The 21,112-nt window shown below is 46.0% G+C and carries 17 protein-coding genes; 13 read left to right on the top strand and 4 right to left on the bottom strand.

Going from position 1 to position 21,112, the window contains the following annotated elements:
• Window positions 1-235 precede the first annotated feature (235 nt).
• The 8 genes from tet to BXY_RS16265 all read left to right on the top strand — a co-directional run bounded on the left by tet (window position 236) and on the right by BXY_RS16265 (window position 12,193).
• The gene (gene tet, locus BXY_RS16300; protein WP_015532454.1) at window positions 236-2,161 is read left to right on the top strand and encodes a tetracycline resistance ribosomal protection protein; all 1,926 of its coding nucleotides are present in this window, start codon (window positions 236-238) and stop codon (window positions 2,159-2,161) included.
• Entirely contained in the window at window positions 2,161-4,479 is a 2,319-nt protein-coding gene (locus BXY_RS16295) for a hybrid sensor histidine kinase/response regulator (RefSeq protein WP_005944277.1), read from the top strand. Before tet ends, BXY_RS16295 begins: the two co-directional genes overlap by 1 nt.
• Window positions 4,472-5,794 carry a sigma-54-dependent transcriptional regulator gene (locus BXY_RS16290; protein ID WP_005944275.1) on the top strand — a complete coding sequence of 441 codons (1,323 nt, stop codon included), beginning with the start codon at window positions 4,472-4,474 and terminating at the stop codon, window positions 5,792-5,794. The genes BXY_RS16295 and BXY_RS16290 overlap by 8 nt, the downstream gene beginning before the upstream one ends.
• Window positions 5,795-6,075: 281 nt before the next feature.
• Window positions 6,076-6,489, top strand: coding sequence for a dihydrofolate reductase family protein (locus tag BXY_RS16285; RefSeq protein ID WP_005944197.1), 414 nt, complete (start codon window positions 6,076-6,078; stop codon window positions 6,487-6,489).
• Between the two features lie 210 nt (window positions 6,490-6,699).
• Window positions 6,700-7,317: an RteC domain-containing protein gene (locus BXY_RS16280; protein ID WP_005944195.1), complete on the top strand. Its 618-nt coding sequence runs from the start codon at window positions 6,700-6,702 to the stop codon at window positions 7,315-7,317.
• A 299-nt stretch (window positions 7,318-7,616) separates the two neighbouring features.
• The gene (locus BXY_RS16275) at window positions 7,617-8,747 is read left to right on the top strand and encodes an ATP-binding protein (protein WP_005944193.1); all 1,131 of its coding nucleotides are present in this window, start codon (window positions 7,617-7,619) and stop codon (window positions 8,745-8,747) included.
• A 19-nt stretch (window positions 8,748-8,766) separates the two neighbouring features.
• Window positions 8,767-10,548 carry an ATP-dependent nuclease gene (locus BXY_RS16270; protein WP_005944191.1) on the top strand — a complete coding sequence of 594 codons (1,782 nt, stop codon included), beginning with the start codon at window positions 8,767-8,769 and terminating at the stop codon, window positions 10,546-10,548.
• A 4-nt stretch (window positions 10,549-10,552) separates the two neighbouring features.
• Window positions 10,553-12,193, top strand: a complete 1,641-nt coding sequence (locus BXY_RS16265) for a UvrD-helicase domain-containing protein (RefSeq protein WP_015532453.1) — start codon at window positions 10,553-10,555, stop codon at window positions 12,191-12,193.
• A 93-nt stretch (window positions 12,194-12,286) separates the two neighbouring features.
• On the opposite strand, the gene BXY_RS16260 is transcribed toward BXY_RS16265, so the two are convergent.
• The 4 genes from BXY_RS16260 to mobA form a co-directional block, all read right to left on the bottom strand.
• Window positions 12,287-13,501: an IS256 family transposase gene (locus BXY_RS16260; RefSeq protein ID WP_015532452.1), complete on the bottom strand. Its 1,215-nt coding sequence runs from the start codon at window positions 13,499-13,501 to the stop codon at window positions 12,287-12,289.
• Window positions 13,502-13,875: 374 nt separating this feature from the next.
• Window positions 13,876-15,885, bottom strand: coding sequence for a conjugal transfer protein MobC (gene mobC / locus BXY_RS16255; protein WP_005944186.1), 2,010 nt, complete (start codon window positions 15,883-15,885; stop codon window positions 13,876-13,878).
• A gap of 32 nt (window positions 15,886-15,917) precedes the next feature.
• Window positions 15,918-17,168 (bottom strand): conjugal transfer protein MobB, encoded by a 1,251-nt coding sequence (gene mobB, locus BXY_RS16250; RefSeq protein ID WP_005944183.1) that lies wholly within the window; start codon window positions 17,166-17,168, stop codon window positions 15,918-15,920.
• On the bottom strand, window positions 17,147-17,572 hold the full coding sequence (gene mobA / locus BXY_RS16245) for a conjugal transfer protein MobA (protein ID WP_005944180.1): 426 nt from the start codon (window positions 17,570-17,572) through the stop codon (window positions 17,147-17,149). The genes mobB and mobA overlap by 22 nt, the downstream gene beginning before the upstream one ends.
• Window positions 17,573-17,994: 422 nt before the next feature.
• On the opposite strand from mobA, the gene BXY_RS16240 reads away from it, so the two are divergent.
• The 5 genes from BXY_RS16240 (at window position 17,995) to BXY_RS16220 (ending at window position 21,101) form a co-directional block, all read left to right on the top strand.
• Window positions 17,995-19,044 carry a ParA family protein gene (locus tag BXY_RS16240; RefSeq protein WP_008765477.1) on the top strand — a complete coding sequence of 350 codons (1,050 nt, stop codon included), beginning with the start codon at window positions 17,995-17,997 and terminating at the stop codon, window positions 19,042-19,044.
• 2 nt (window positions 19,045-19,046) lie between these two features.
• Window positions 19,047-19,487: a DUF3408 domain-containing protein gene (locus tag BXY_RS16235; protein ID WP_005944168.1), complete on the top strand. Its 441-nt coding sequence runs from the start codon at window positions 19,047-19,049 to the stop codon at window positions 19,485-19,487.
• Window positions 19,488-19,489: 2 nt separating this feature from the next.
• Window positions 19,490-19,837, top strand: a complete 348-nt coding sequence (locus BXY_RS16230) for a DUF3408 domain-containing protein (protein WP_005944164.1) — start codon at window positions 19,490-19,492, stop codon at window positions 19,835-19,837.
• A 21-nt stretch (window positions 19,838-19,858) separates the two neighbouring features.
• Entirely contained in the window at window positions 19,859-20,587 is a 729-nt protein-coding gene (locus BXY_RS16225) for a hypothetical protein (RefSeq protein ID WP_005944161.1), read from the top strand.
• 202 nt (window positions 20,588-20,789) lie between these two features.
• Window positions 20,790-21,101: a DUF4134 domain-containing protein gene (locus BXY_RS16220; RefSeq protein WP_005944158.1), complete on the top strand. Its 312-nt coding sequence runs from the start codon at window positions 20,790-20,792 to the stop codon at window positions 21,099-21,101.
• Window positions 21,102-21,112 lie beyond the last annotated feature (11 nt).

Below are 21,112 nucleotides of genomic sequence, written 5' to 3'. Positions count from 1 at the left end.
CTCATCATCAAATAACAAATTAATAATACCAAATAAAAATACGTATAGATTAAAAAAGTTCTTTGTGCTTTTGTCAGGGAACTTTTTTTTCGTAAATTTGCGTTCAATTATGCGGCAGTAATAATATACATATTAATACGAGTTAAGAATCCTGTAGTTTTCTACATGCTACGAGGAGGTATTAAAAGGTGCGTTTCGGCAATGCATCTATTGTAGTATATTATTGCTTAATCAAATGAACATTATAAATTTAGGAATTCTTGCTCACATTGATGCAGGAAAAACTTCCGTAACCGAAAATCTGCTATTTGCCTGCGGAGCAACGGAAAAGCGCGGCAGTGTTGATAAAGGTGACACCATAACAGACTCTATGGATATAGAAAAACGTAGAGGAATTACTATTCGGGCTTCTACGACATCTATTGTTTGGAATGGTGTGAAATGCAATATCATTGACACTCCGGGACACATGGATTTTATTGCAGAGGTGGAGCGGACATTCAAAATGCTTGATGGTGCAGTCCTCATATTATCGGCAAAGGAAGGCATACAAGCACAAACAAAGTTGCTGTTCAAGACTTTGCAAAAACTGCAAATCCCGACAATTATATTTATCAATAAGATTGATCGTGCCGGCGTAAATCTTGAGCGTTTATATCTGGACATAAAAACAAATCTGTCGCAAGACGTCTTGTTTATGCAAACGGTTGTCGATGGAGTCGTTTACCCGATTTGCACCCCAACAGATATAAGGGCAGAACACAAAGAATTTGTATGCAACCATGACGACGATATATTAGAACTATATTTGGCGGATAAAGAAATCTTACCGGCAGATTATTGGAATGCGATAATCGCTCTTGTGGCAAAAGCCAAAGCCTATCCGGTCTTGCATGGATCAGCAATGTGCAATATTGGCATCAATGAGTTGTTAGACGCCATCATTTCTTTTATATTTCCTCCGGCATCAGTCCCCAATAGACTTTCAGCTTATCTTTATAAAATAGAACATGACCCCAAAGGGCATAAAAGAAGTTTTCTAAAAATTATTGACGGAAGGCTGAGACTTCGAACCGTTATAAAAGTCAATGATTCTGAAAAATTCATCAAGATTAAAAATCTAAAAACCATTTATCAGGGCAAAGAGATAAATGTTGATGAAGTGGTTGCTAATGATATCGCAATTATAGAAGATATAGAAGAATTAAGAATCGGAGATTATTTAGGTGTTAAACCTTGTCTGATTCAAGGATTATCTCATCAGCATCCCGCCCTCAAATCTTCTGTCCGACCAGACAAGCCCGAAGAGAGAAGCAAGTTGATATCCGCTCTAAATGTATTGTTTATTGAAGACCCGTCTCTGTCCTTTTCCATAAATTCATATAGTGATGAATTGGAAATCTCGTTATATGGTTTAACCCAAAAAGAAATCATACAAACATTGCTGGAAGAACGATTCTCCGTAAAGCCCCATTTTGATGAAATCAAGACTATCTACAAAGAACGACCTAAAAAGAAGGTGAATAAGATTATCCATATCGAAGTCCCTCCCAACCCTTACTGGGCCTCCATAGGACTGACTCTTGAACCTTTACCGATAGGGTCAGGGTTGCAAATCGAAAGTGAAATCTCCTTTGGTTATCTGAACCATTCTTTTCAAAATGCCGTTTTTGAAGGAATCCGTATGTCTTGCCAATCGGGATTGCATGGATGGGAAGTGACGGATTTGAAAGTAACCTTTACTTATGCCCTTTATTATAGTCCGATAAGTACCCCTGCCGATTTTAGACAATTTTCTCCTTATGTCTTCAGGTTGGCTTTGCAACAATCAGGAGTGGATATTCTCGAACCGATGCTCTATTTTGAGTTACAGATACCACAAGTAGCAAGTTCCAAAGCTATTACAGATCTGCAAAAAATGATGTCTGAGATTAAAGGTATCAGTTGTAATAATGAGTGGTGTCTTATTGAAGGGAAAGTTCCATTAAATACAAGTAAAGACTATGCCTCAGAAGTAAGTTCATACACTAAAGGCTTAGGCACTTTTATGGTTAAGCCGTGTGGGTATCAAATAACAAAAGGCGGTTATTCTGATAATACCCGTATGGAAGAAAAGGATAAACTTTTATTCATGTTTGAAAAATCAGTATCATCAAAATAATGGAACGATCCAGGAATTTCTATAAGACAATACGGTTGGGGTATATACTTATCTCCGTTCTTATCGGATGTATAGCATATAATAGCTTCTATGAATGGCAGGAGATAGAAGCATTAGAACTTGACAATAAAAAAATAGACGAGTTCCGAAAAGAGATAAACAATATCAATATTCAAATGATAAAATTCTCTCTATTTGGTGAAACAATACTGGAATGGAACGATAAAGATATCGAACATTACCATGCACAGCGTATGGCAATGGACAGTATGCTCTGCCGTTTCAAAGCTACCTATCCGGCAGAGCGTATAGACAGCGTACGCCATCTTCTCGAAGATAAGGAACGGCAGATGTGCCAAATCGTGCAGATACTTGAACAGCAACAAGCCATCAACGATAAGATACCCCGTCAAGTACCCGTAATCGCGCAGAAAAGTGTGCAAGAACAACCCAAGAAACCTAAACGAAAAGGATTCTTGGGCATCTTCGGCAAAAAGGAAGAAGCGAAACCAACTGTGACTACCACGATGCACCGTTCCTTTAACCGGAATATGAGAACCGAACAACAGGCGCAAAGCCGTCGCTTATCGGTTCATGCCGATAGCCTTGCCGCACGAAATGCGGAACTTAACAGGCAACTGCAAGGACTGGTTGTTCAAATAGACGGGAAAGTACAAACTGACCTACAAAAGCGGGAAGCCGAGATAACAGCCATGCGGGAACGGTCGTTCATTCAGATTGGGGGCTTGACAGGGTTCGTTATACTGCTACTGGTCATATCATATATCATCATACACCGAAATGCCAACCGCATCAAGCGATATAAACAGGAAACCGCAGATTTAATTGAGCGACTGCAACAAATGGCAAAGCGAAACGAGGCACTGATAGCCTCTCGCAAGAAAGCCGTTCATACCATTACCCATGAATTACGTACACCACTGACGGCAATAACGGGTTATGCCGGACTGATGCGGAAAGACTGCAATACGGATAAAACCGGGACGTATATCCGAAACATTCAGGAATCTTCTGACCGCATGCGTGAAATGCTGAACACCCTGCTGAATTTTTTCCGGCTGGACAACGGCAAGGAACAGCCTAATTTCTCCGCATGTAGGATTTCCGCAATCACACATACGCTCGAAACGGAGTTTATGCCAATCGCCATAAACAAAGGACTGACTCTGACAATACATTGCCACAAGGATGCCTTTGTATGTACAGATAAGGAACGCATCTTGCAAATCGGGAACAACCTGCTGTCCAACGCTATCAAGTTCACGGAGAACGGCAGTGTTTCTTTGCGGGCAGATTATGATAACGGTCTGCTGAAACTTATCGTCGAAGATACGGGTACAGGTATGACCGAAGAGGAACAGCAACGGGTATTCGGGGCGTTTGAACGTCTGTCAAACGCTGCCGCAAAGGATGGCTTCGGATTAGGTCTTTCCATTGTTCAGCGTATTGTGACAATGCTCGGCGGCACAATCCGTCTGGAGAGCGATAAAGGCAAAGGTAGCCGTTTCACGGTGGAAATCCCCATGCAGACAGCCGAGGAACTACCGGAACGGATAAATCAAACACAGGTTCATCATAACCATACATTCCACGATGTGGTTGCCATCGACAATGACGAAGTGCTGCTCCTGATGCTGAAAGAAATGTATGCACAGGAAGGGATACACTGCGATACCTGCACCAATGCTGCGGAGCTGATGGAACTGATACGAAAAAAGGAATACAGCCTTCTTCTGACGGATCTGAATATGCCGGATATAAACGGTTTCGAGTTGCTGGAACTGTTGCGCACTTCCAACGTTGGCAATTCAAGGGATATCCCGGTAATCGTGACAACCGCTTCGGGCAGTTGCGGCAAAGAGGAACTTATAGAACATGGATTCACAGAATGCCTGTTCAAGCCGTTCTCCATATCTGAACTGATGGAGATTTCAAATAAATGCGCCATGAATGCGGCACAAAATGAAAAGCCGGGTTTCACCTCCCTGCTATCCTACGGCAATGAAGCCGTCATGCTGGAGAAATTGATAACGGAAACAGAAAAGGAAATGCAGTCGCTCAGGTATGCGGAACAACGGAAAGACCTTCCGGAACTGGACGCCCTAACACACCACCTGCGCAGCTCTTGGGAGATACTCCGTGCCGACAGACCGTTGAGGGAACTTTATAAACTGATTCATCACAATGGCACACCTGACGACAAAGCAATAGGCAATGCCGTAAGAGCTGTGCTGGATAAGGGTTCGGAGATAATCCGGCTGGCAAAAGAAGAAAGGAAGAAATACAACAATGGATAAGATAAAAATCATCGTGGTGGAGGACAACATCGTGTATTGCGAGTTTGTCTGTAACCTGCTGGCACGTGAGGGATTCCGTACCGTGCAGGCTTTCCACCTCTCGACAGCGAGGAAACTTCTGCAACAAGCCGCTGACGGGGACATCGTGGTTTCAGACCTGCGCCTACCTGACGGCAATGGTATCGACCTGTTGCGTTGGATGCGCAAAGAGGGTATGACGCAGCCGTTCATCATCATGACCGACTATGCCGAAGTGCATACGGCGGTTGAAAGTATGAAACTCGGCTCGCTGGACTACATACCCAAACAACTCGTGGAGGACAAACTCGTGCCTCTTCTCCGTACCATACTGAAAGAGCGGAATATCGGGCGGAGCCGTATGCCCGTGTTTGCCCGTGACGGTTCCGCCTTCCGGAAAATCATGCACCGGATAAGGCTGGTAGCACCAACCGACATGAGCGTACTGATATTCGGAGAGAACGGCACGGGCAAGGAGCATATCGCCCACCATCTGCATGATAAAAGCAAACGTTCCGGCAAGCCGTTCGTGGCTGTGGACTGCGGATCGTTAAACAAAGAGCTTGCTCCATCGGCATTTTTCGGACACGTCAAAGGCGCATTCACCGGTGCGGACAGTGCCAAGAAAGGATATTTCCATGAAGCCGAAGGCGGCACGCTGTTTTTGGACGAAGTGGGCAACCTCGCACCGGAAACCCAACAGATGCTTCTGCGTGCCATACAGGAGCGGCGATACCGCCCCGTTGGTGACAGGACGGATAGAAGTTTCAATGTCCGTATTATCGCTGCCACCAACGAGAATCTGGAAAAGGCGGTCAATGAAAAGCGTTTCCGGCAGGACTTGCTGTACCGTCTGCACGACTTCGATATAACCGTTCCGCCGCTGCGTGATTGTCAGGAAGACATCATGCCGCTGGCAGAGTTTTTCCGCGAGATTGCCAATAATGAATTGGAGTGCAAGGTTAGCGGATTCAGCTCCGAAGCACGGAAAGCGTTGCTGACCCATTCATGGCCGGGCAACGTGCGCGAGCTTCGGCAGAAAATCATGGGCGCGGTGTTGCAGGCACAGACGGGACTTGTCACGAAAGAGCATCTGGAACTTGGGATAACCGAAACAACCTCTATTACCGGCTTCTCCCTACGCAACGATGAGGAAGATAAAGAGCGGATTCTGCGTGCTTTGAAGCAGGCTGACGGGAACCGGAAGGTCGCTGCCGAATTGCTTGGAATAGGCAGGACAACACTCTATAATAAACTGGAAGAATATGGATTGAAGTATAAATTTGAGCAACCATAGCCCGCAATTCGCTGAAAATGGCTATCTTTGCATGACATATTAGAAGGTAACGGCGACTGGCAGAGCCTTTTGCCGCCTATATATAACATAAGACCGCAAGGCGTTTCGAGCGAAAATCTGGTAAATTGACACTACGGAGACGATTGCGTGATGCTTATGCTATGCCTACGCATAGCGTGCATTCACGTACTCTCCGTAAAAGGCTTTACCAGAGCCGTCGCTCGAAAGTAGTGTGATTTGCACGCTACTTTTTTGTCCTTGCCCAACGAAAGGAAACGATAATGGGTAAAGTACAGATTCTTGCCGTCCTCACGATGGACGGTTGTCAAAGCTCCGAGTTATGTTGCAAAGCGTATAAGGAACTGCGCCTTGAAGATTGCGGCATCAATAAGATAAGGGAAAACGCCCTTTATCATATCACACCGGATTATTCCATATCTATGCTTGACGAATGGCGGAAATCCACAACAGACATCTGCTATCTGGCAGAAGTCACTCCTGAAAAGGCGGACTACATCAACGGGCTGCTGCGTATGCGTGTGGTGGATGAAATCATACTTTACACGATTCCTTTCATTGCCGGAACGGGAAAGCGTTTCTTCCAGTCCGCCTTGCCACAGGGACAATGGACGCTGACCTCACAGAAGGTGTACCGCAACGGAGTGGTCCGCCATATCTATAAAGCGTGCGTTTGATGTCCGGAAAGTGGACGAATGTTCAGTAAATGAACACTTTAAGCTGAATACAATTCCTGTCGGATAAATAAATTGAGAAATTATCACACTGAAATCCAGCACCTTGCAGAGAGCGTGCCGGATTTTTTCTTTTATGTACACGCTTTTTGCCAATCATATTCATGTGCGCATACCGAAAAACAGAGTGTAAAATTTCAAAATTGACAGGACATGAATTATTTCTTATTGGCGGAAACCGAGTTCTTCCGCCGTATAAACGAAGCCGGGGACTGCAATATGGAAACGGCATACACGGCTTTCGCCACGCAAGTGATCGAACTATGCAGCGGCAATGTGGACACCAACCGCACCATCATTGCGCTGGCTTACATTGAAATCGAGTTGCAGCACCATCCCGTGCGCAATCTTCCCGAAGAAAAGAGGGAGGTTGCAGCCTACATCAGCAAGGCACTCTCTTTCGTGAGGAAGATGCAGAAGTTCCTTGCCGCTCCCCAAGTGCCACCACTAATCCCCATCCGTACATCCTCCGACAACACAACCGAAAATCCCGCCTCACCCCTGCAATGGACGGGCAACGCCATCGACCTCGTGGAACTTATCTACGGCATCAACGAGATGGGCTGCATCAACAACGGCAACATGCCGCTCAAACAGCTGGCCCCGCTTCTCTACAAGATTTTCGGGGTTGAATCAAAGGACTGCTACCGCTTCTATATAGACATCAAACGCCGGAAGAACGAAAGCCGCACCTATTTCCTTAACAGAATGCAGGAGAAACTGAACGAGAGAATGCTCCGCGACGAAGAAATGGAGCGCATGAGAAGATAAAAAATATCCATTATAAATAAAAAGACAGGATGCATGTATTCCTGTCTTTTTAGTTTATATTTGATTACATACTAATTAGTTCTATATGAAACCTTTCAATCCGATAAAGATAAACTGCAAAACATTATGTCTGGGAAATAATAGAACAATTAGTGCTATTAGCATTTATAATTACTACGAACGATGAAACAACTACTTTAAGATTGATCTATAAAAATCGCCACTTTGCAGTTTGTTTTTTGTGTAAAATTCGCCAATTAAAAAATTATGATTATCTTTGCACTATAATTCATAAAGGTATGGAAACAGTAAATAGAATACTTCAAGAGAAGATTACTGCACGAATCGCGCCCAATAAAGCAGTATTAATTTTTGGTGCCCGCCGTGTTGGTAAAACGGTAATGATGCGTAAAATTGTGGACAACTATTCAGGTAGGACTATGATGCTCAACGGTGAAGACTACGACACATTAGCACTTTTGGAGAATCGCTCAATTGCCAATTATCGACATTTGCTGGATGGTATTGATTTGCTGGCTATTGATGAGGCACAGAACATACCACAAATCGGTAGTATTCTGAAGTTGATAGTTGATGAAATACCGGGAATAAGCGTCTTGGCAAGTGGTTCTTCATCATTCGATTTACTGAATAAGACTGGTGAACCGTTGGTAGGTCGCAGTACGCAATTTTTACTTACTCCTTTTTCGCAACGGGAAATAGCACAAATAGAAACCCCTTTTGAAACTCGTCAGAATCTTGAAGCCCGTTTAATTTACGGTTCATATCCTGAAGTAGTAATGATGGAGAACTATGAACGTAAAACAGACTATTTACGCGATATTGTAGGTGCATACCTGCTTAAAGATATCTTAGCAATTGACGGCTTAAAAAATTCGAGCAAGATGCGCGATCTGCTTCGATTGATAGCTTTTCAGTTGGGCAGTGAAGTTTCTTACGATGAGTTAGGTAAACAGCTCAGCATGAGCAAAACAACAGTTGAAAAATATCTTGACCTCTTGGAGAAAGTATTCGTTATATATCGTCTTGGGGCTTACTCGCGCAATCTTCGCAAGGAGGTGACGAAAGCTGGGAAGTGGTATTTCTATGATAATGGCATTCGAAATGCTATTATAGGTGCTTTTTCACCATTGGCTATTCGGCAGGATGTTGGTGCATTGTGGGAGAACTATATCATCGGAGAGCGTCGTAAGGCGAATTTCAACGAAGGGCTGCATAAGGAGTTCTATTTTTGGCGTACTTACGATAAACAAGAGATTGATCTTATCGAAGAGAATCCTAATAATCTGACCGCATTGGAATTTAAATGGGGGAACAAGATGCCGACTGTTCCAAAAGTATTTCAAGAAGCATATCCACACGTAGAGTTTCATGTGGTGAACAGGGAAAATTATTTAGAATTTGTGTAATGTAAAAATTTATAAGAGTATGTATTTAAGCCGGTTGCATATTAGTAAGTTTAGAGTATTCGATGATATCACCTTGTATTTCAAGAATGGTATAAATATACTGATTGGAGAAAATAATTCGGGAAAAACCGCAATTATAGATGCCTTACGTATATGTCTCGGATGCGGTAAACCAGATAACTTTATTTATGTGCAAGACGGAGATTTACATGTTAATCCGGAAAATCCTTCAGAAATCAACACAGTCATACAATTTGACTTGATATTTGAATTTGGAGATGCGTCAATTGAAAGGGAATGTTTCTATGATTTCATATCACAAGATAAAGACAATCCTGACAAGCAAACGATACAGTTGCATTTGAAATTCATCCAAGAAAATAATGGGAAGAAAAAATATTTCAAACGAATAATATGGGGTGGAGACAACGAAGGGCAGCAAGTACCTTATGAATCTTTACAAGAAATCTTTTATACCTATTTAAGTCCACTAAGAGATGCCGTAAGTTGTCTGCGACCTTATTCATATGACAATAAAACATCGCAGTTATTCAACCAACTTACAAAATATGACAAAGGCAACGAAAGCATACCTCTGAATGAAGAAAAGAAAAAATCACTTGCAAAAAATCTATACCAAATCTTCGAGAATGATGCTTATGATTGGAAACATATTTTAACTACAGGAAAGAGCAAAGTTAATGAGCATCTTGAAGGTACAGGAATAACTCTAAAACATCCTGATATAGAAATGCGCTATGTAGGCCGAGAGTTCTCGGATGTTGTACGTGGTATCGAATTAAAATGTCCGGTTTATAAAACAGTCGAAGCCGGACAAGAACAGAAATACTTTACCCTATCTCAAAATGGTTTAGGTGAAAACAATCTTATTTTCACATCCGTTGTCTTAGGAGATCTTATCAACAGATGCGAAGACCATGCTTTGGAAATCTACAACGCTTTACTTGTGGAAGAGCCCGAAGCACACTTGCATCCACAGTATCAGAATACTTTCTTCGAGTATCTAAATGAATTACAAAGCAAAGGACTTCAAGTATTTGTAACATCGCACTCACCGACAATTACGGCTAAATCGGATGTCAATAATATTTCCATTTTGCAACGTAAACAAAGTATTATACAGTCATTTTCATTTGATGAATTATCGGAAGATGATTATCCGAAAGAAAGTAAACGACATTTGCGAAAATTCTTGGACACGACAAAAGCTCAATTATTTTTTGCTAACGGAGTGTTGTTGGTAGAAGGTGTCGCAGAAGCGATTATTATACCCATTCTCGCAAAGAAATTCTTGACCGAAAAAATCGACTTGTGTAAAAGTGGCATTGAATTAGTCAATATCGGAGGTGTCGCATTCAATCATTTTGGGTTATTATTTAACAATGATGATGAGAGAAAGCGACTATTGTCGAAATGTGCGATCATTACAGACAGCGATCCCAAAGACAATGGAGATATATCTGACAGAGCGCAAAAAGCAAAGGATTTAGAGAAACATAACCTGAAAGTATGTTTGGCTACACACACTCTTGAGCATGATTTATTCGAACAATCTGAGCGTAACAAAGCTATAATGCGAGATGTATATCGAAAAATACATGCTCAAACAGATGATTTAAGTGGTGATTTTAATGTCTCTACTTTAATGAAAAAACTCAAATCTAATAAAGATAAAGCGGAATTTGCATTACAACTTTGTGATAGATTAGAAACCGAAGTAGCGTTCGATGTACCTGATTATATAAAGGATGCTATTTTGTTCATAGCCCCTTCAGAATAAAAGTATGGATATTCAATTATCAGCACAACAACAAGCTGTTGTAGGTTGCAACGAGCCGAGAATTGTCGTGAAAGCCTGTCCGGGAAGTGGAAAGACTTTCTCTGTGGCTGCGCGTATGGCAAAACTTTTACGAGAGAATAATTTATCGAGACACCGAGGAATTGCAGCCATATCTTTTACCAACACTGCATGTGAGGTTATACAAAAAGAACTTAAAGAGACATTCGGTTGTCGAAATATAGGTTATCCTTCATTTATAGGGACGATTGATAGTTTTATAAATACTTACATATTTCTGCCTTATGCCCATTTAGTTATGGGATGTGATTGTCGTCCTGAAATAGTAGGAACCGCATTTAATAAATGGTTTGATTATGATCCGACCCAAACAAGATATATTAGGGGTAAGCACGGTGAACGAATAATTACATCTCGTGATACCAACTACTATTTCGATCTCATATCATTTGGGCTTAATGACCAATTATTGCGATTAGCCCCATATCAGTCATATCATTTCGGAAAAGCGGATTGGGATAATCCCAATAAGAAAGATGGTTCACCTAAAAAGATTATATCTGAATTGAAAGAGATGAAATGGAAACATTTCAATGCAGGCAAGTTCAATCAGGCAGATGCGATATATTTTACATTCAGAATATTAGATAAATATCCTTCAATAACACAAAATCTTGTCCGTAGATTTCCTATATTGATAATTGATGAAGCTCAAGACACAACAGAGTTGCAAATGGCTATAATTGATAAATTATCTCAATATGGAGCGGAATCTATTATGTTGATTGGGGATCCTGACCAAGCAATTTTTGAATGGAATACTGCCAGTCCACATTTATTTATGGAAAAATACAATAATCCAGATTGGCATTCATTGGATTTGTCGGAAAATAGACGTAGCTCCGAAAAAATATGTCAATTAGCTAATCGTTTCTCAGGAAATGAAATGTGTTCAATAGCAAGTGACAAGGATTACACAGACGAGCCATGTATTAAAGGGCATCTCGACACGCCGGAATCTGTCAATCAAATTACGAATCATTTCATCGAAAAATGCAATGAGATGGGATTGGATGAATCTGAATATGCAGTTGTATTTCGAGGACAAAAGTTTGGCGAAACAAACTTTGGATTAGTAAACAATGATAGCTCATCAAGACAGAATAGTCCGTGGATAAACGGACACTACGGCGTTAGAGATATTGTATATGGAAAATATTTGATTGATCATGGAAAATATACTGACGGACTATCTCTTATAGAAAAAGGTTGCTATAAAATAACAAAGCGAGTACGGTATGTTCCCGCAAGTACAATACGAAAAGAAATAGGGGAAGTAGGGTTTAGAAGACATAGAGCAGAAATGGTTGAGTTTATTCAAAAATTACCTTCAACGAATAATACACTGTCTAATTGGATTACGGAACTTCAACAAACGGGCATAAATCTAACTGTTGATTTGGGCAAGGCGAATGTCCGTATTGAATCGCTTTTTAGAACAGTAAATCATCTCTTTCGGCAAGAGCGACCTTACCTGAAAACAATTCATTCGGTAAAAGGCATGACATTGGAGGCTATTTTAGTATTTCTATCTAAAAAAGCTGTCAGCACGGGTAGTGTAAAATAAACTGTGTCACGCATTGATTCCTTTTAGAAAACTCATCGGTCGGGGAACGGCCAGCGCCAAGGGGCGGGACCACCCGTCCCGACGAGCGTAAAATTACAATAATTTAAATCGTTCTCCAAACTTTATGGCCAGTTGCTGTGAGATTGTAGCCCAATTGGCAAGTGGCATAGTCCACTTCTTCCGTATATTACGGTATGCAAGATAAACCAGTTTCTCAAGGGCTGTATCCGATGGGAACACGCCTTTGTTTTTTGTCACCTTACGGATCTGACGGTGATACCCTTCAACGGTATTTGTTGTATATATGAGCTTACGGATAGCCGGAGTATACTGGAAATATTCTGACAGCTTATCCCAATTCTCTTGCCAGGACCTGATAACGATAGGATACTGCTCGCCCCATTTCTCTTCCAGCTTAAGAAGCTCATTTTCTGCCGATTCTTTATTTACAGCCTGATAAACGCATCTCAAATCTTTCAGGAATTCCTTTTGATTTTTAGAACCTACATATTTGATGGAATTACGAATCTGATGTACGACACAAAGCTGTACGGCAGTATTGGGATAAACACTTTGGATGGCTTCAGGAAAACCTTTCAAGCCGTCTATACAAGCTATAAGAATGTCTTCGACTCCACGGTTCTGAAGGTCTGTCAGAACACTGAGCCAGAAGTTTGCTCCCTCATTTCTTGATATATACATTCCGAGGAGCTCCTTATGTCCTTCTCTGTCAATACCCAGCACATTATAGATTGCACGTGTAACAGCACAACCACGTTCATCCGTTACCTTATAATGGATAGCATCCATCCAGACTATAGGATAGACAGAATCAAGCATGCGTGATTTCCATGCCTTTATTTCCGGAAGTACACGGTCTGTAATGGAACTGATTGTATCTGCCGATACACGATTGCCAAGATTCTCTTCCATCCAATCACTAATCTCACGTGTGCTGTTACCAAGAGCATACAGGCCGATTATACGGTCAGCAACACCTTCTGCCAGAATGGTCTCACGCTTCTTAATAAATTGTGGATCAAAACTTGAATTACGGTCACGGGGAGTGGATACGGTGACCTCACCCAATGGCGTTTGGACCTGCTTTTGCATTTTTCCATTACGGCGGTTGCCCATCTGACGTTCTTCTTCCGTAAGATGTGCATCCATCTCACCCTCCAGAGCTGCATTCAGGATACTTTCCAATAAAGGGGCAAAAGCACCGTCTTTACCTAACAAGGGCTTACCTGCTTTCAGCTGTTCAATAGCCTTGTTCTTGATACTCTCGAAATCAAACTCTTCTTTCATAAAAAAAACTGTGTTAGCAAAGTTAATATTTTATTCTTTGATGACACAGTTTAATTTACATCCTCGTCAGCACGAACTATGCAACGATTTTGAATAATCCTGCAAAGTATTCTGTTGACAATAATGAAGAACTCCGCATTGTGTATGTTGCATGTACACGACCTAAAAAAATGTTATGGATAGCCGTTCCATCAGACGATATCGATTGTTGGAGAAATAAATTGTTCTAAGCAAAAACAGATGATGCGATATTGTTTGCCATCATCTGTTTTTTGCTTTATATTTAACTACTTGGTAATAATATGCTTATAACGGGGCAGAACAAGGTATCAAACTTGTCCCGCCCGTTTCCGTTACCGACTGCCTCCTGTCGGCTATTTCTGCTGCAACAGATGTTTCAGATTTTCGTCATTAGCGATGCGTTCCAACTCTTCCTGAACAATCTGTTTCACCTCCTCCTTGATGCGCCTGTAATTCGCCTGCACTGTTTCCTTCATGCAGTCTTTGCCATCCTCGTCCGTGAAGTCGGTAATGATGGGTATCGGCTTGTAGGCTTTCTCCTCGCGTTTCACCTTCTCGGCATCCACGACAATCTCACAGTGGAAAATCTTCTGCTCGATACGCTCGTTGAAGTTGTCGGACACCGAACCGACAAACATGCCCTGCGTCAATCCGGAAATCTTGCTCGGCGGGATAAGCGCGTCCATCTGCGTGTTGATGGATGTAGAAACGTCCTGCCGGTTGATAGAGATAGACTGCCGTTTTTGCAACACCTTTCCGAACCGCTCCGAAAGCGTCTTGGCGGTTTCGCCCACCACCTGACCGGAGAAGATATTTCCGACAGTATTCATCACGACTTTGGCTTCTTTATCGCCATAGTCACGCACCAACTGGCTGAAATCCTGAAATCCCAGACATACGGCAACCTTGTTGCTTCGTGCGGTGGCGATAAGGTTGTCCAGCCCCTTGAAATATATCGTCGGAAGCTCGTCGATGATAACTGACGACTTCAACATCCCTTTCTTGTTGATGAGCTTCACGATACGGGAATTATACAGACCGAGAGCCGCCCCGTAAATGTTCTGACGGTCCGGATTGTTGCCCACACAGAGGATTTTCGGCTCTTCGGGATTGTTGATGTCCAGCGTGAACTCGCTGTCCGACATCACCCAATAGAGCTGCGGGGAAATCATGCGTGACAGTGGAATTTTCGCCGATGCGATCTGCCCCATCAACTGCTCGGCAGCCCCTCCGAGCCATGCGTCCATGAACGGTGAGAGATAGTTCTCCAGTTCGGGATAAGAGGTCAGAATCGGGAAAATATCCTCATAGCGGCGGTTCAGGAACTCGATGGCATGGGGGAACGTGCAATACTTGCCGTTCTGAAAAATTTTAAGATACCAGATGATAGCCGCGAAAAGGATGATGGGCGATTCCACAAAGAAGTCGCCCTGCTTCTGCACCCAACTTTTATTTAAGTTGAGCATGATGGTGTACGCGCTCTCGTAAGCGTCCGTGATGTCCTCCATGAAGTCCGGGTGAATGGGATTGCAACGGTGCGAGCGTCGCGGGTCGTCGAAGTTTATCACATAAAACTTCGGCTTCACCTTGTACCCCTCCGGGTGGTTGAGCAGATGATTATAGGCAATCGTGGACAAGTCACTGAATTTGAAATCATAGACATACATCGAGAAGCCCTTCTCAATCTGCTGCTTGATGAAATTGTTTACTACCGCGTATGACTTTCCGCTGCCCGGCGTACCCAACACGATGGACGCACGAAACGGATTCACGACATTGATCCAGCCGTTGTTCCAACGTTTCCTGTAATAAAAGCGTGTGGGCAGATTGACCGAATACTCGCTTTCGATAAGCCGTGTTTCCTGCATGAAGCTCTCGTTCTCGTTGTTGAACACGTCATCCATGAGGTTATGCTTCAACAGGCGGCTCATCCACAGACCGCCCATCAGCAGGCATACATAGCCCGTGCCTACGGTCAGCACGTAAAGCCCCGTCACCGCTTCAACCGGCAGCGGCAATGCCAGTATCCACCAATTGAGGAAGAACAGCACGAACCCTGCGGCAAGTGCCGTCCAGATTCTTCCCCAAGTGATTTTCTCTCCCTTCACACCCTTTGTCCCCAGACAGGACAGGGCAAGCAGGAGAACGGCAAACAGTTTCGTGTAGAGGATGGAACGGAACAGCCCCGCCGTGCGGTCGAAGTTCATCAGGATTCTGTCCACCACGCCGATGTCCACGCCCCATAGCCGTATGGCTTCATAGCAGAACCAGTACACGTTCATGACCACTAAAATAATACTCACGGCACGCAGAAAATCCATGATTTTCGCCAATGCCCTCAAATCGTCTTCTTGTTGTGACATAGATTGAAAATTTTTGATTGTTGATACCTCGATTACATTCCCAAGCCCTTGCGCCTTTTCTTTTTCTTCTTGCGCTGCATCGCCCGGATAAAGGCTTCCTCCTCGGCATCCACTGCCGGACCTTCGGGAGTGAGCAGACCGACACCGCCCACCGTGTCCTCGTGGTCGGATGCGGTCTGTCTGCGCATATCCTCTCCTGTTTCCACCGGAACGGACAGCGGAATCGGCGGCTGTCCGGCATAAGGCAGCGTGAAGTGTTCCTGCAAGGCGTTGGCGGAAAGCTCCTTGCCCATGCGCGAGCCATTCAGCACGCAGCCCGTGCGGTGGTCGATGAACGTGGCTCCGTAGATGCGTCCTTCCTCCGTATAGCGCAGCACGGTGTCGATACCCTTCTCCCTGAGCCGCGAAACGAACTTCTCCTTGTCATACGTGCCTTCAAGCACGGAAAGGACGGCGCGTTTTGTCATGTCGGCGAGTTTCCGGTCCTTAATCTCCTGCTTGGAACGGGCAAACTTCTTCTGCACGGCTTCATAGCCGGCGGACTTCCCGAAAAGCGAGGACTTGAACGGGTTGCCCGTCTTATTCCCGGCATCATCGGTGACGGAATAGACCAGCCCGTGATACTCGCGTCCGCGCACGTTTCCCCGCGCTTCCTCCACCGTCATATTATATAAGGAAAGGAGGGCGCGGTATTCACCCATCGTCTGGAAACGGTACTGTCCGTTCAGAGCCTTGACGGTATTCCCGATCTGCCTCTTCACGTCGCCCGCCGAAGCGTCCACCTTGCGCAGCGGGTTCTCTATCCGTTGATTCTTACGTTCCGCCGGGTGCAGCCCGTACTTTTGTTCCAGTTCCCGCCGGATGCGGTCGCTGCGACGGAAAAGGAAATCCTGATTGAGCCGCCTGCCTTTCTCATCCACATTGATTGTCACGATATGCAGATGGTGGCGGTCTATGTCCTCGTGCTTGACAACAAGGTACGGCTGGTTGCCGTAGCCGAGTTTCTCCAGATACTCGCGTGCGATGTCCTGCAATTCCGTGTCGGTCAGCACGTCGTCGGGATGCGGGTTGAGAGAGATATGGAGTACCGGTTTCTCCACCCTCGTATGCTCCGGCATACAGGCAAGAAAGCCCTCCATCGCCTTGCGTATGTCCACCGTCCCCGTGCCGTCATTGTAGATGCGGTTGGTGGTGAGCAGACGCCCTTTCGCCTCGTTGATCTTTTCCCCGTTGTAGGCAAGCGCGCCGTACAACGACTTTCCTACACTGATTTTTGCGACCATTTCGCCTCCATTTCCCTTGAAAGTTCCACAATCTGACGGCTCAGTTTCACGAGTTCGACGGTCTGTTGCTCCAGCTTGTAGAGCAACGCCATCGCCTTTTTCTCGGAAAAATGCAGCCTGAGTTCCTTCACGACTTGGTTGTAGTTCGTGCCTACCGCGCGGAACTGCGCATGGAAATCGGACAGTCTGGTGTAGTAATCCACCAGCGTCCTGTCCACTTTCAGCACCCTGAACGGCTGCCCGAAGAAGTGCGCCTTGATGAAAACCGACTTGGCGTAAACGCCCGACTTCTCGAACATGGCGAGGAAACGGTTGTGTTCCTCCTCGTTGAAACGGACGGTGTAGCGGAACACCGCCGGATCAAGTTTGGGATTTCTCCCGGTCTTGTTTCTTTTCTCTTTCATATAAACTTTGGATTTAGCGGATGGACGGCATAAGCCGCCGCTTCTTGGCACAGACACCGCAGGTTTGAAAGGCTTCCCGACTTCGGAGAGGAAGCCCGCCCCCTGCAAGGGCAAGTGCTTTTCGTGGCTGCTCAAAACGTTTTGAGCGGCTGAAAAGACATCTTGCTATGTTCAGACGAACATAAAAATCCGTCGGGGACGGATTGGGGGAATACCTTTCAAACTCCGGGCTGCGCCACCTGCGGCGAACCCTGCCGTTCGGGTGCAAAGTTACGCCCTTAAAGCGGTATCGGACAGAGGCTTGCCCCGGACAATCAGTGCCAACCGGCGCAACATGCCGCCACTTGCCGGGGAAGTGGTGCGGATTCAAAAATATCCTTGTTTATTTGCAGCATGATTCAAGAAACGAACGATTTGAAGATATGAAAAATGAGGCTTTCAAATACCCGGCAAACCGCTTCGGCGGCTATTTGCCAGACCGGATACCCGAACCTTCGGATGCCCGGCTTTCCAATGACGCGGTGATTCACGGATTCAATGACTTCATGACGCAATGTCGTCATTCACCAGTTATCCGAATCCCTGCCTCACCGTTGAAGCGGATACGTGACGAACCGGACAGGCGGAGATTCGCGGACGCGGATATACATGTCACCGATTCCGTATCGGAGCAGGAAAACAATTCATCAACCATTAAAACCAACAGAACCATGAGTAATGAAACATTCGTTGCATTCGCAACACAGAAAGGGGGCATCGGCAAATCCACCGTCACGGCACTTGCCGCCAACTACCTCCACAACGTGAAAGGACACAATGTCGCCGTCATAGACTGCGACGCCCCGCAGCACAGCATACACGGGTTGCGTGAGCGTGAAACGGGACTTATCGGCGGGAGCCTCTATTTCAAGGCACTCGCGTGTGACCACTTCCGCAAGATAAGGAAGAACGCCTACCCGGTCATCGCAAGCGACGCCCTTAACGCCCTCGATGATGCCGAAAGGATGCTTGCCGAAGAAAAGGTGAAACCCGACGTCGTGTTCTTCGACATGCCGGGAACCCTGAAAAGCAACGGCGTGGTCAAGACCCTCTCGCAGATGGACTACATCTTCGCGCCCATGAGTGCCGACCGTTTTGTCGTGGAAAGCACCCTGCAATTCGCCGTGATGTTCCGCGACAACCTCATGACGACGGGACAGGCGAAAACAAAAGGGCTGTACCTCTTCTGGACGATGGTGGACGGCAGGGAGAAGAACGGGCTTTACGACCTGTATGGGGATGTGATAGCCGAGATGGGGCTGCCGGTGCTGTCCACCCGCCTGCCCGACAGCAAGAAGTTCCGGCGCGACCTCTCGGAAGAGCGCAAGAGCGTGTTCCGCTCTACCATCTTCCCGATGGATGCGTCCCTGCTGAAAGGGAGCGGCATCCGTGAGTTCTCGGAAGAGATAAGCCGTATCATCAGACCTCAATAATCATGGGCAGCAGGAAAGTGAACACCGAAGGCATTGACGAGGAACTGTTGATAGCCTCCATCGGCAGACGCAGGCAGGACGGGACCCTGTACCACGCGCAGGAGCCGCCCGCACCTGCTCCCGAAGAAGAAAGCGTCCCTGAAACGGAACCGCCGCCCGTGCAATACACGGCAAAGGAAAAACCGCAGAGGGACACCGTCCGCCGCAAACGGCAGGAGGACGACTATTCCGGGCTGTTCCTCCGCCGCAACGAGATAAAGACGCGCCAGTGCGTCTATATCAGCCGCGACGTCCACAGCAAGATTCTCAAAATCGTGAACGACATCGCCGGGCGTGAAATCTCGGTAGGCGGCTACGTGGACACCGTGCTGCGCCAACATCTGGAACAGCACAAGGAGAAAATAAACGAACTGTACAAGAAACAACGTGAAGACTTGATTTGAATATGGAAAAGAACCAGAAAAACAGAAGTCCGCAGCATGACGGCGGCGGTATGCTTGCCCAAGTGCAGGCGAGTGTGGAAATCCTGTCCCCCGTGCCGTTATGCGGCAAATGCGGTGAGAAGGACTATGAACGGCTGTTCATCCGTGAAGCCGAAGTGAAGGCACGCGAGGGAAAGATGGCGTATGTGCGCCCGGAGTACCACGACCGCATCATGCGCATCACCCGTGTGATCGGGCATGACCGGCTGTCGCTGTCCGCCTACATCGACCATGTGCTTACGCACCACTTCAACCAGTGCGAGGAGGCGATAAAAAGCCTTTACGCCCGGAATTACGACGCAGTATTTTAACCCTCAAAAAAGAGAACGTGCATGAGTGAAACAATAAGCATGACTGATATTCTGCTGACCGTATCGGTCGGCTGCAACCTGTGGTTCCTGTTCCTGCTCCTTTATGACAGGATCATGGAAACCAGACTTGTCCGCTTCCTCAGAAGCATAGCCGGAGTGTGGCGGTCGTTGGGCGGCACGGCGGCAAAGCCCGAAGCGGTAAGGGAAATACCGCCCGCAGACACCCCGGACATCATCGGCAAGAGCCGTTTCAGGATGGCATCGACCCGGACAACCGCTGCCATACCGACGCAAGAAGCCGCCACTTCGGAAAAAGGCATTGAGCTGACGGAGGAAGAGGCTACTTTTGACGACGGAAACACGGAAACCGTGTCCCGTCCCGCCCAAATCCCGGAGGATAAACTCGACGAAACCTTCACGAGCCTCACGCCTTCGGAACTGGAGTTCGGGGAGGACGAGCCGGAGGAAGAAACGCCCGACGCGCCGAGGGCATCCGGAAGCAGCTTCGACGAGATAGACGATGCGGTCAGAACCGCCAAGAACCCGGAAGCGACAACGACGGAACGGGAGCGGGCGGCAAAGGTCTTCACCGACATGGAAGGGACGGAGCTGTACGAGAAGCTGATGACCGGCTCGTCTGAAATGAGCATCCGCATCAAGGGGCTTATCGAAATCCGGCTGAAGAAACCGAAAAAGGATTTTGTCGTCCCGGACAATATTGAGGACTTCGACATCCGCAACTATGTATAACGACTAAAAAAGAATGAAAATGAAAACGTAAGACGGCATCACCCACGCGCACGGCGGTACAAGGTACAGCCGGTCCGCAACGGACACACCCAAGTCCGTAGAAACAAACGGGCAACCCACTAAACCAAAGAAAAGTAACCGAGTATCAACCGCCCGACAAAGGACCATCCACCCTTTTGACGGCACAAAACAAGAACAGTTTATGAACAAGAACAACAGACAGAAACTTATCCTCTCAGCGGCACTTCTGGTTGCCGTAACCGCCTCCGCCTTCGCGCAGGGGAACGGCATCGCGGGCATCAACGAAGCCACCTCTATGGTGAGTTCGTACTTCGACCCCGGCACGAAACTCATCTACGCCATCGGCGCGGTAGTCGGGCTTATCGGGGGCGTGAAAGTGTACGGGAAATTCTCGTCCGGCGATCCCGATACCTCCAAAACAGCGGCAAGCTGGTTCGGAGCGTGCATCTTCCTGATTGTCGCCGCCACCATCCTGCGCTCATTCTTCCTTTAATAAACCAATGT

The sequence above is a fragment of the Bacteroides xylanisolvens XB1A genome (genome assembly GCF_000210075.1).
In the GTDB taxonomy this organism is placed as follows: Bacteria; Bacteroidota; Bacteroidia; order Bacteroidales; family Bacteroidaceae; genus Bacteroides; species Bacteroides xylanisolvens.
The sequence above is the reverse complement of the archived record's forward strand: the minus strand, read 5'-3'. Positions and strand labels throughout refer to the sequence as shown.

Bases quoted from the DNA above. Each gene is read 5' to 3' on its own strand.
- tet (WP_015532454.1), top strand. From the start codon at position 236: ATGAACATTATAAATTTAGGAATTCTTGCTCACATTGATGCAGGAAAA.
- BXY_RS16295 (WP_005944277.1), top strand. From the start codon at position 2,161: ATGGAACGATCCAGGAATTTCTATAAGACAATACGGTTGGGGTATATA.
- BXY_RS16290 (WP_005944275.1), top strand. From the start codon at position 4,472: ATGGATAAGATAAAAATCATCGTGGTGGAGGACAACATCGTGTATTGC.
- BXY_RS16285 (WP_005944197.1), top strand. From the start codon at position 6,076: ATGGGTAAAGTACAGATTCTTGCCGTCCTCACGATGGACGGTTGTCAA.
- BXY_RS16280 (WP_005944195.1), top strand. From the start codon at position 6,700: ATGAATTATTTCTTATTGGCGGAAACCGAGTTCTTCCGCCGTATAAAC.
- BXY_RS16275 (WP_005944193.1), top strand. From the start codon at position 7,617: ATGGAAACAGTAAATAGAATACTTCAAGAGAAGATTACTGCACGAATC.
- BXY_RS16270 (WP_005944191.1), top strand. From the start codon at position 8,767: ATGTATTTAAGCCGGTTGCATATTAGTAAGTTTAGAGTATTCGATGAT.
- BXY_RS16265 (WP_015532453.1), top strand. From the start codon at position 10,553: ATGGATATTCAATTATCAGCACAACAACAAGCTGTTGTAGGTTGCAAC.
- BXY_RS16260 (WP_015532452.1), bottom strand. From the start codon at position 13,501: ATGAAAGAAGAGTTTGATTTCGAGAGTATCAAGAACAAGGCTATTGAA.
- mobC (WP_005944186.1), bottom strand. From the start codon at position 15,885: ATGTCACAACAAGAAGACGATTTGAGGGCATTGGCGAAAATCATGGAT.
- mobB (WP_005944183.1), bottom strand. From the start codon at position 17,168: ATGGTCGCAAAAATCAGTGTAGGAAAGTCGTTGTACGGCGCGCTTGCC.
- mobA (WP_005944180.1), bottom strand. From the start codon at position 17,572: ATGAAAGAGAAAAGAAACAAGACCGGGAGAAATCCCAAACTTGATCCG.
- BXY_RS16240 (WP_008765477.1), top strand. From the start codon at position 17,995: ATGAAAAATGAGGCTTTCAAATACCCGGCAAACCGCTTCGGCGGCTAT.
- BXY_RS16235 (WP_005944168.1), top strand. From the start codon at position 19,047: ATGGGCAGCAGGAAAGTGAACACCGAAGGCATTGACGAGGAACTGTTG.
- BXY_RS16230 (WP_005944164.1), top strand. From the start codon at position 19,490: ATGGAAAAGAACCAGAAAAACAGAAGTCCGCAGCATGACGGCGGCGGT.
- BXY_RS16225 (WP_005944161.1), top strand. From the start codon at position 19,859: ATGAGTGAAACAATAAGCATGACTGATATTCTGCTGACCGTATCGGTC.
- BXY_RS16220 (WP_005944158.1), top strand. From the start codon at position 20,790: ATGAACAAGAACAACAGACAGAAACTTATCCTCTCAGCGGCACTTCTG.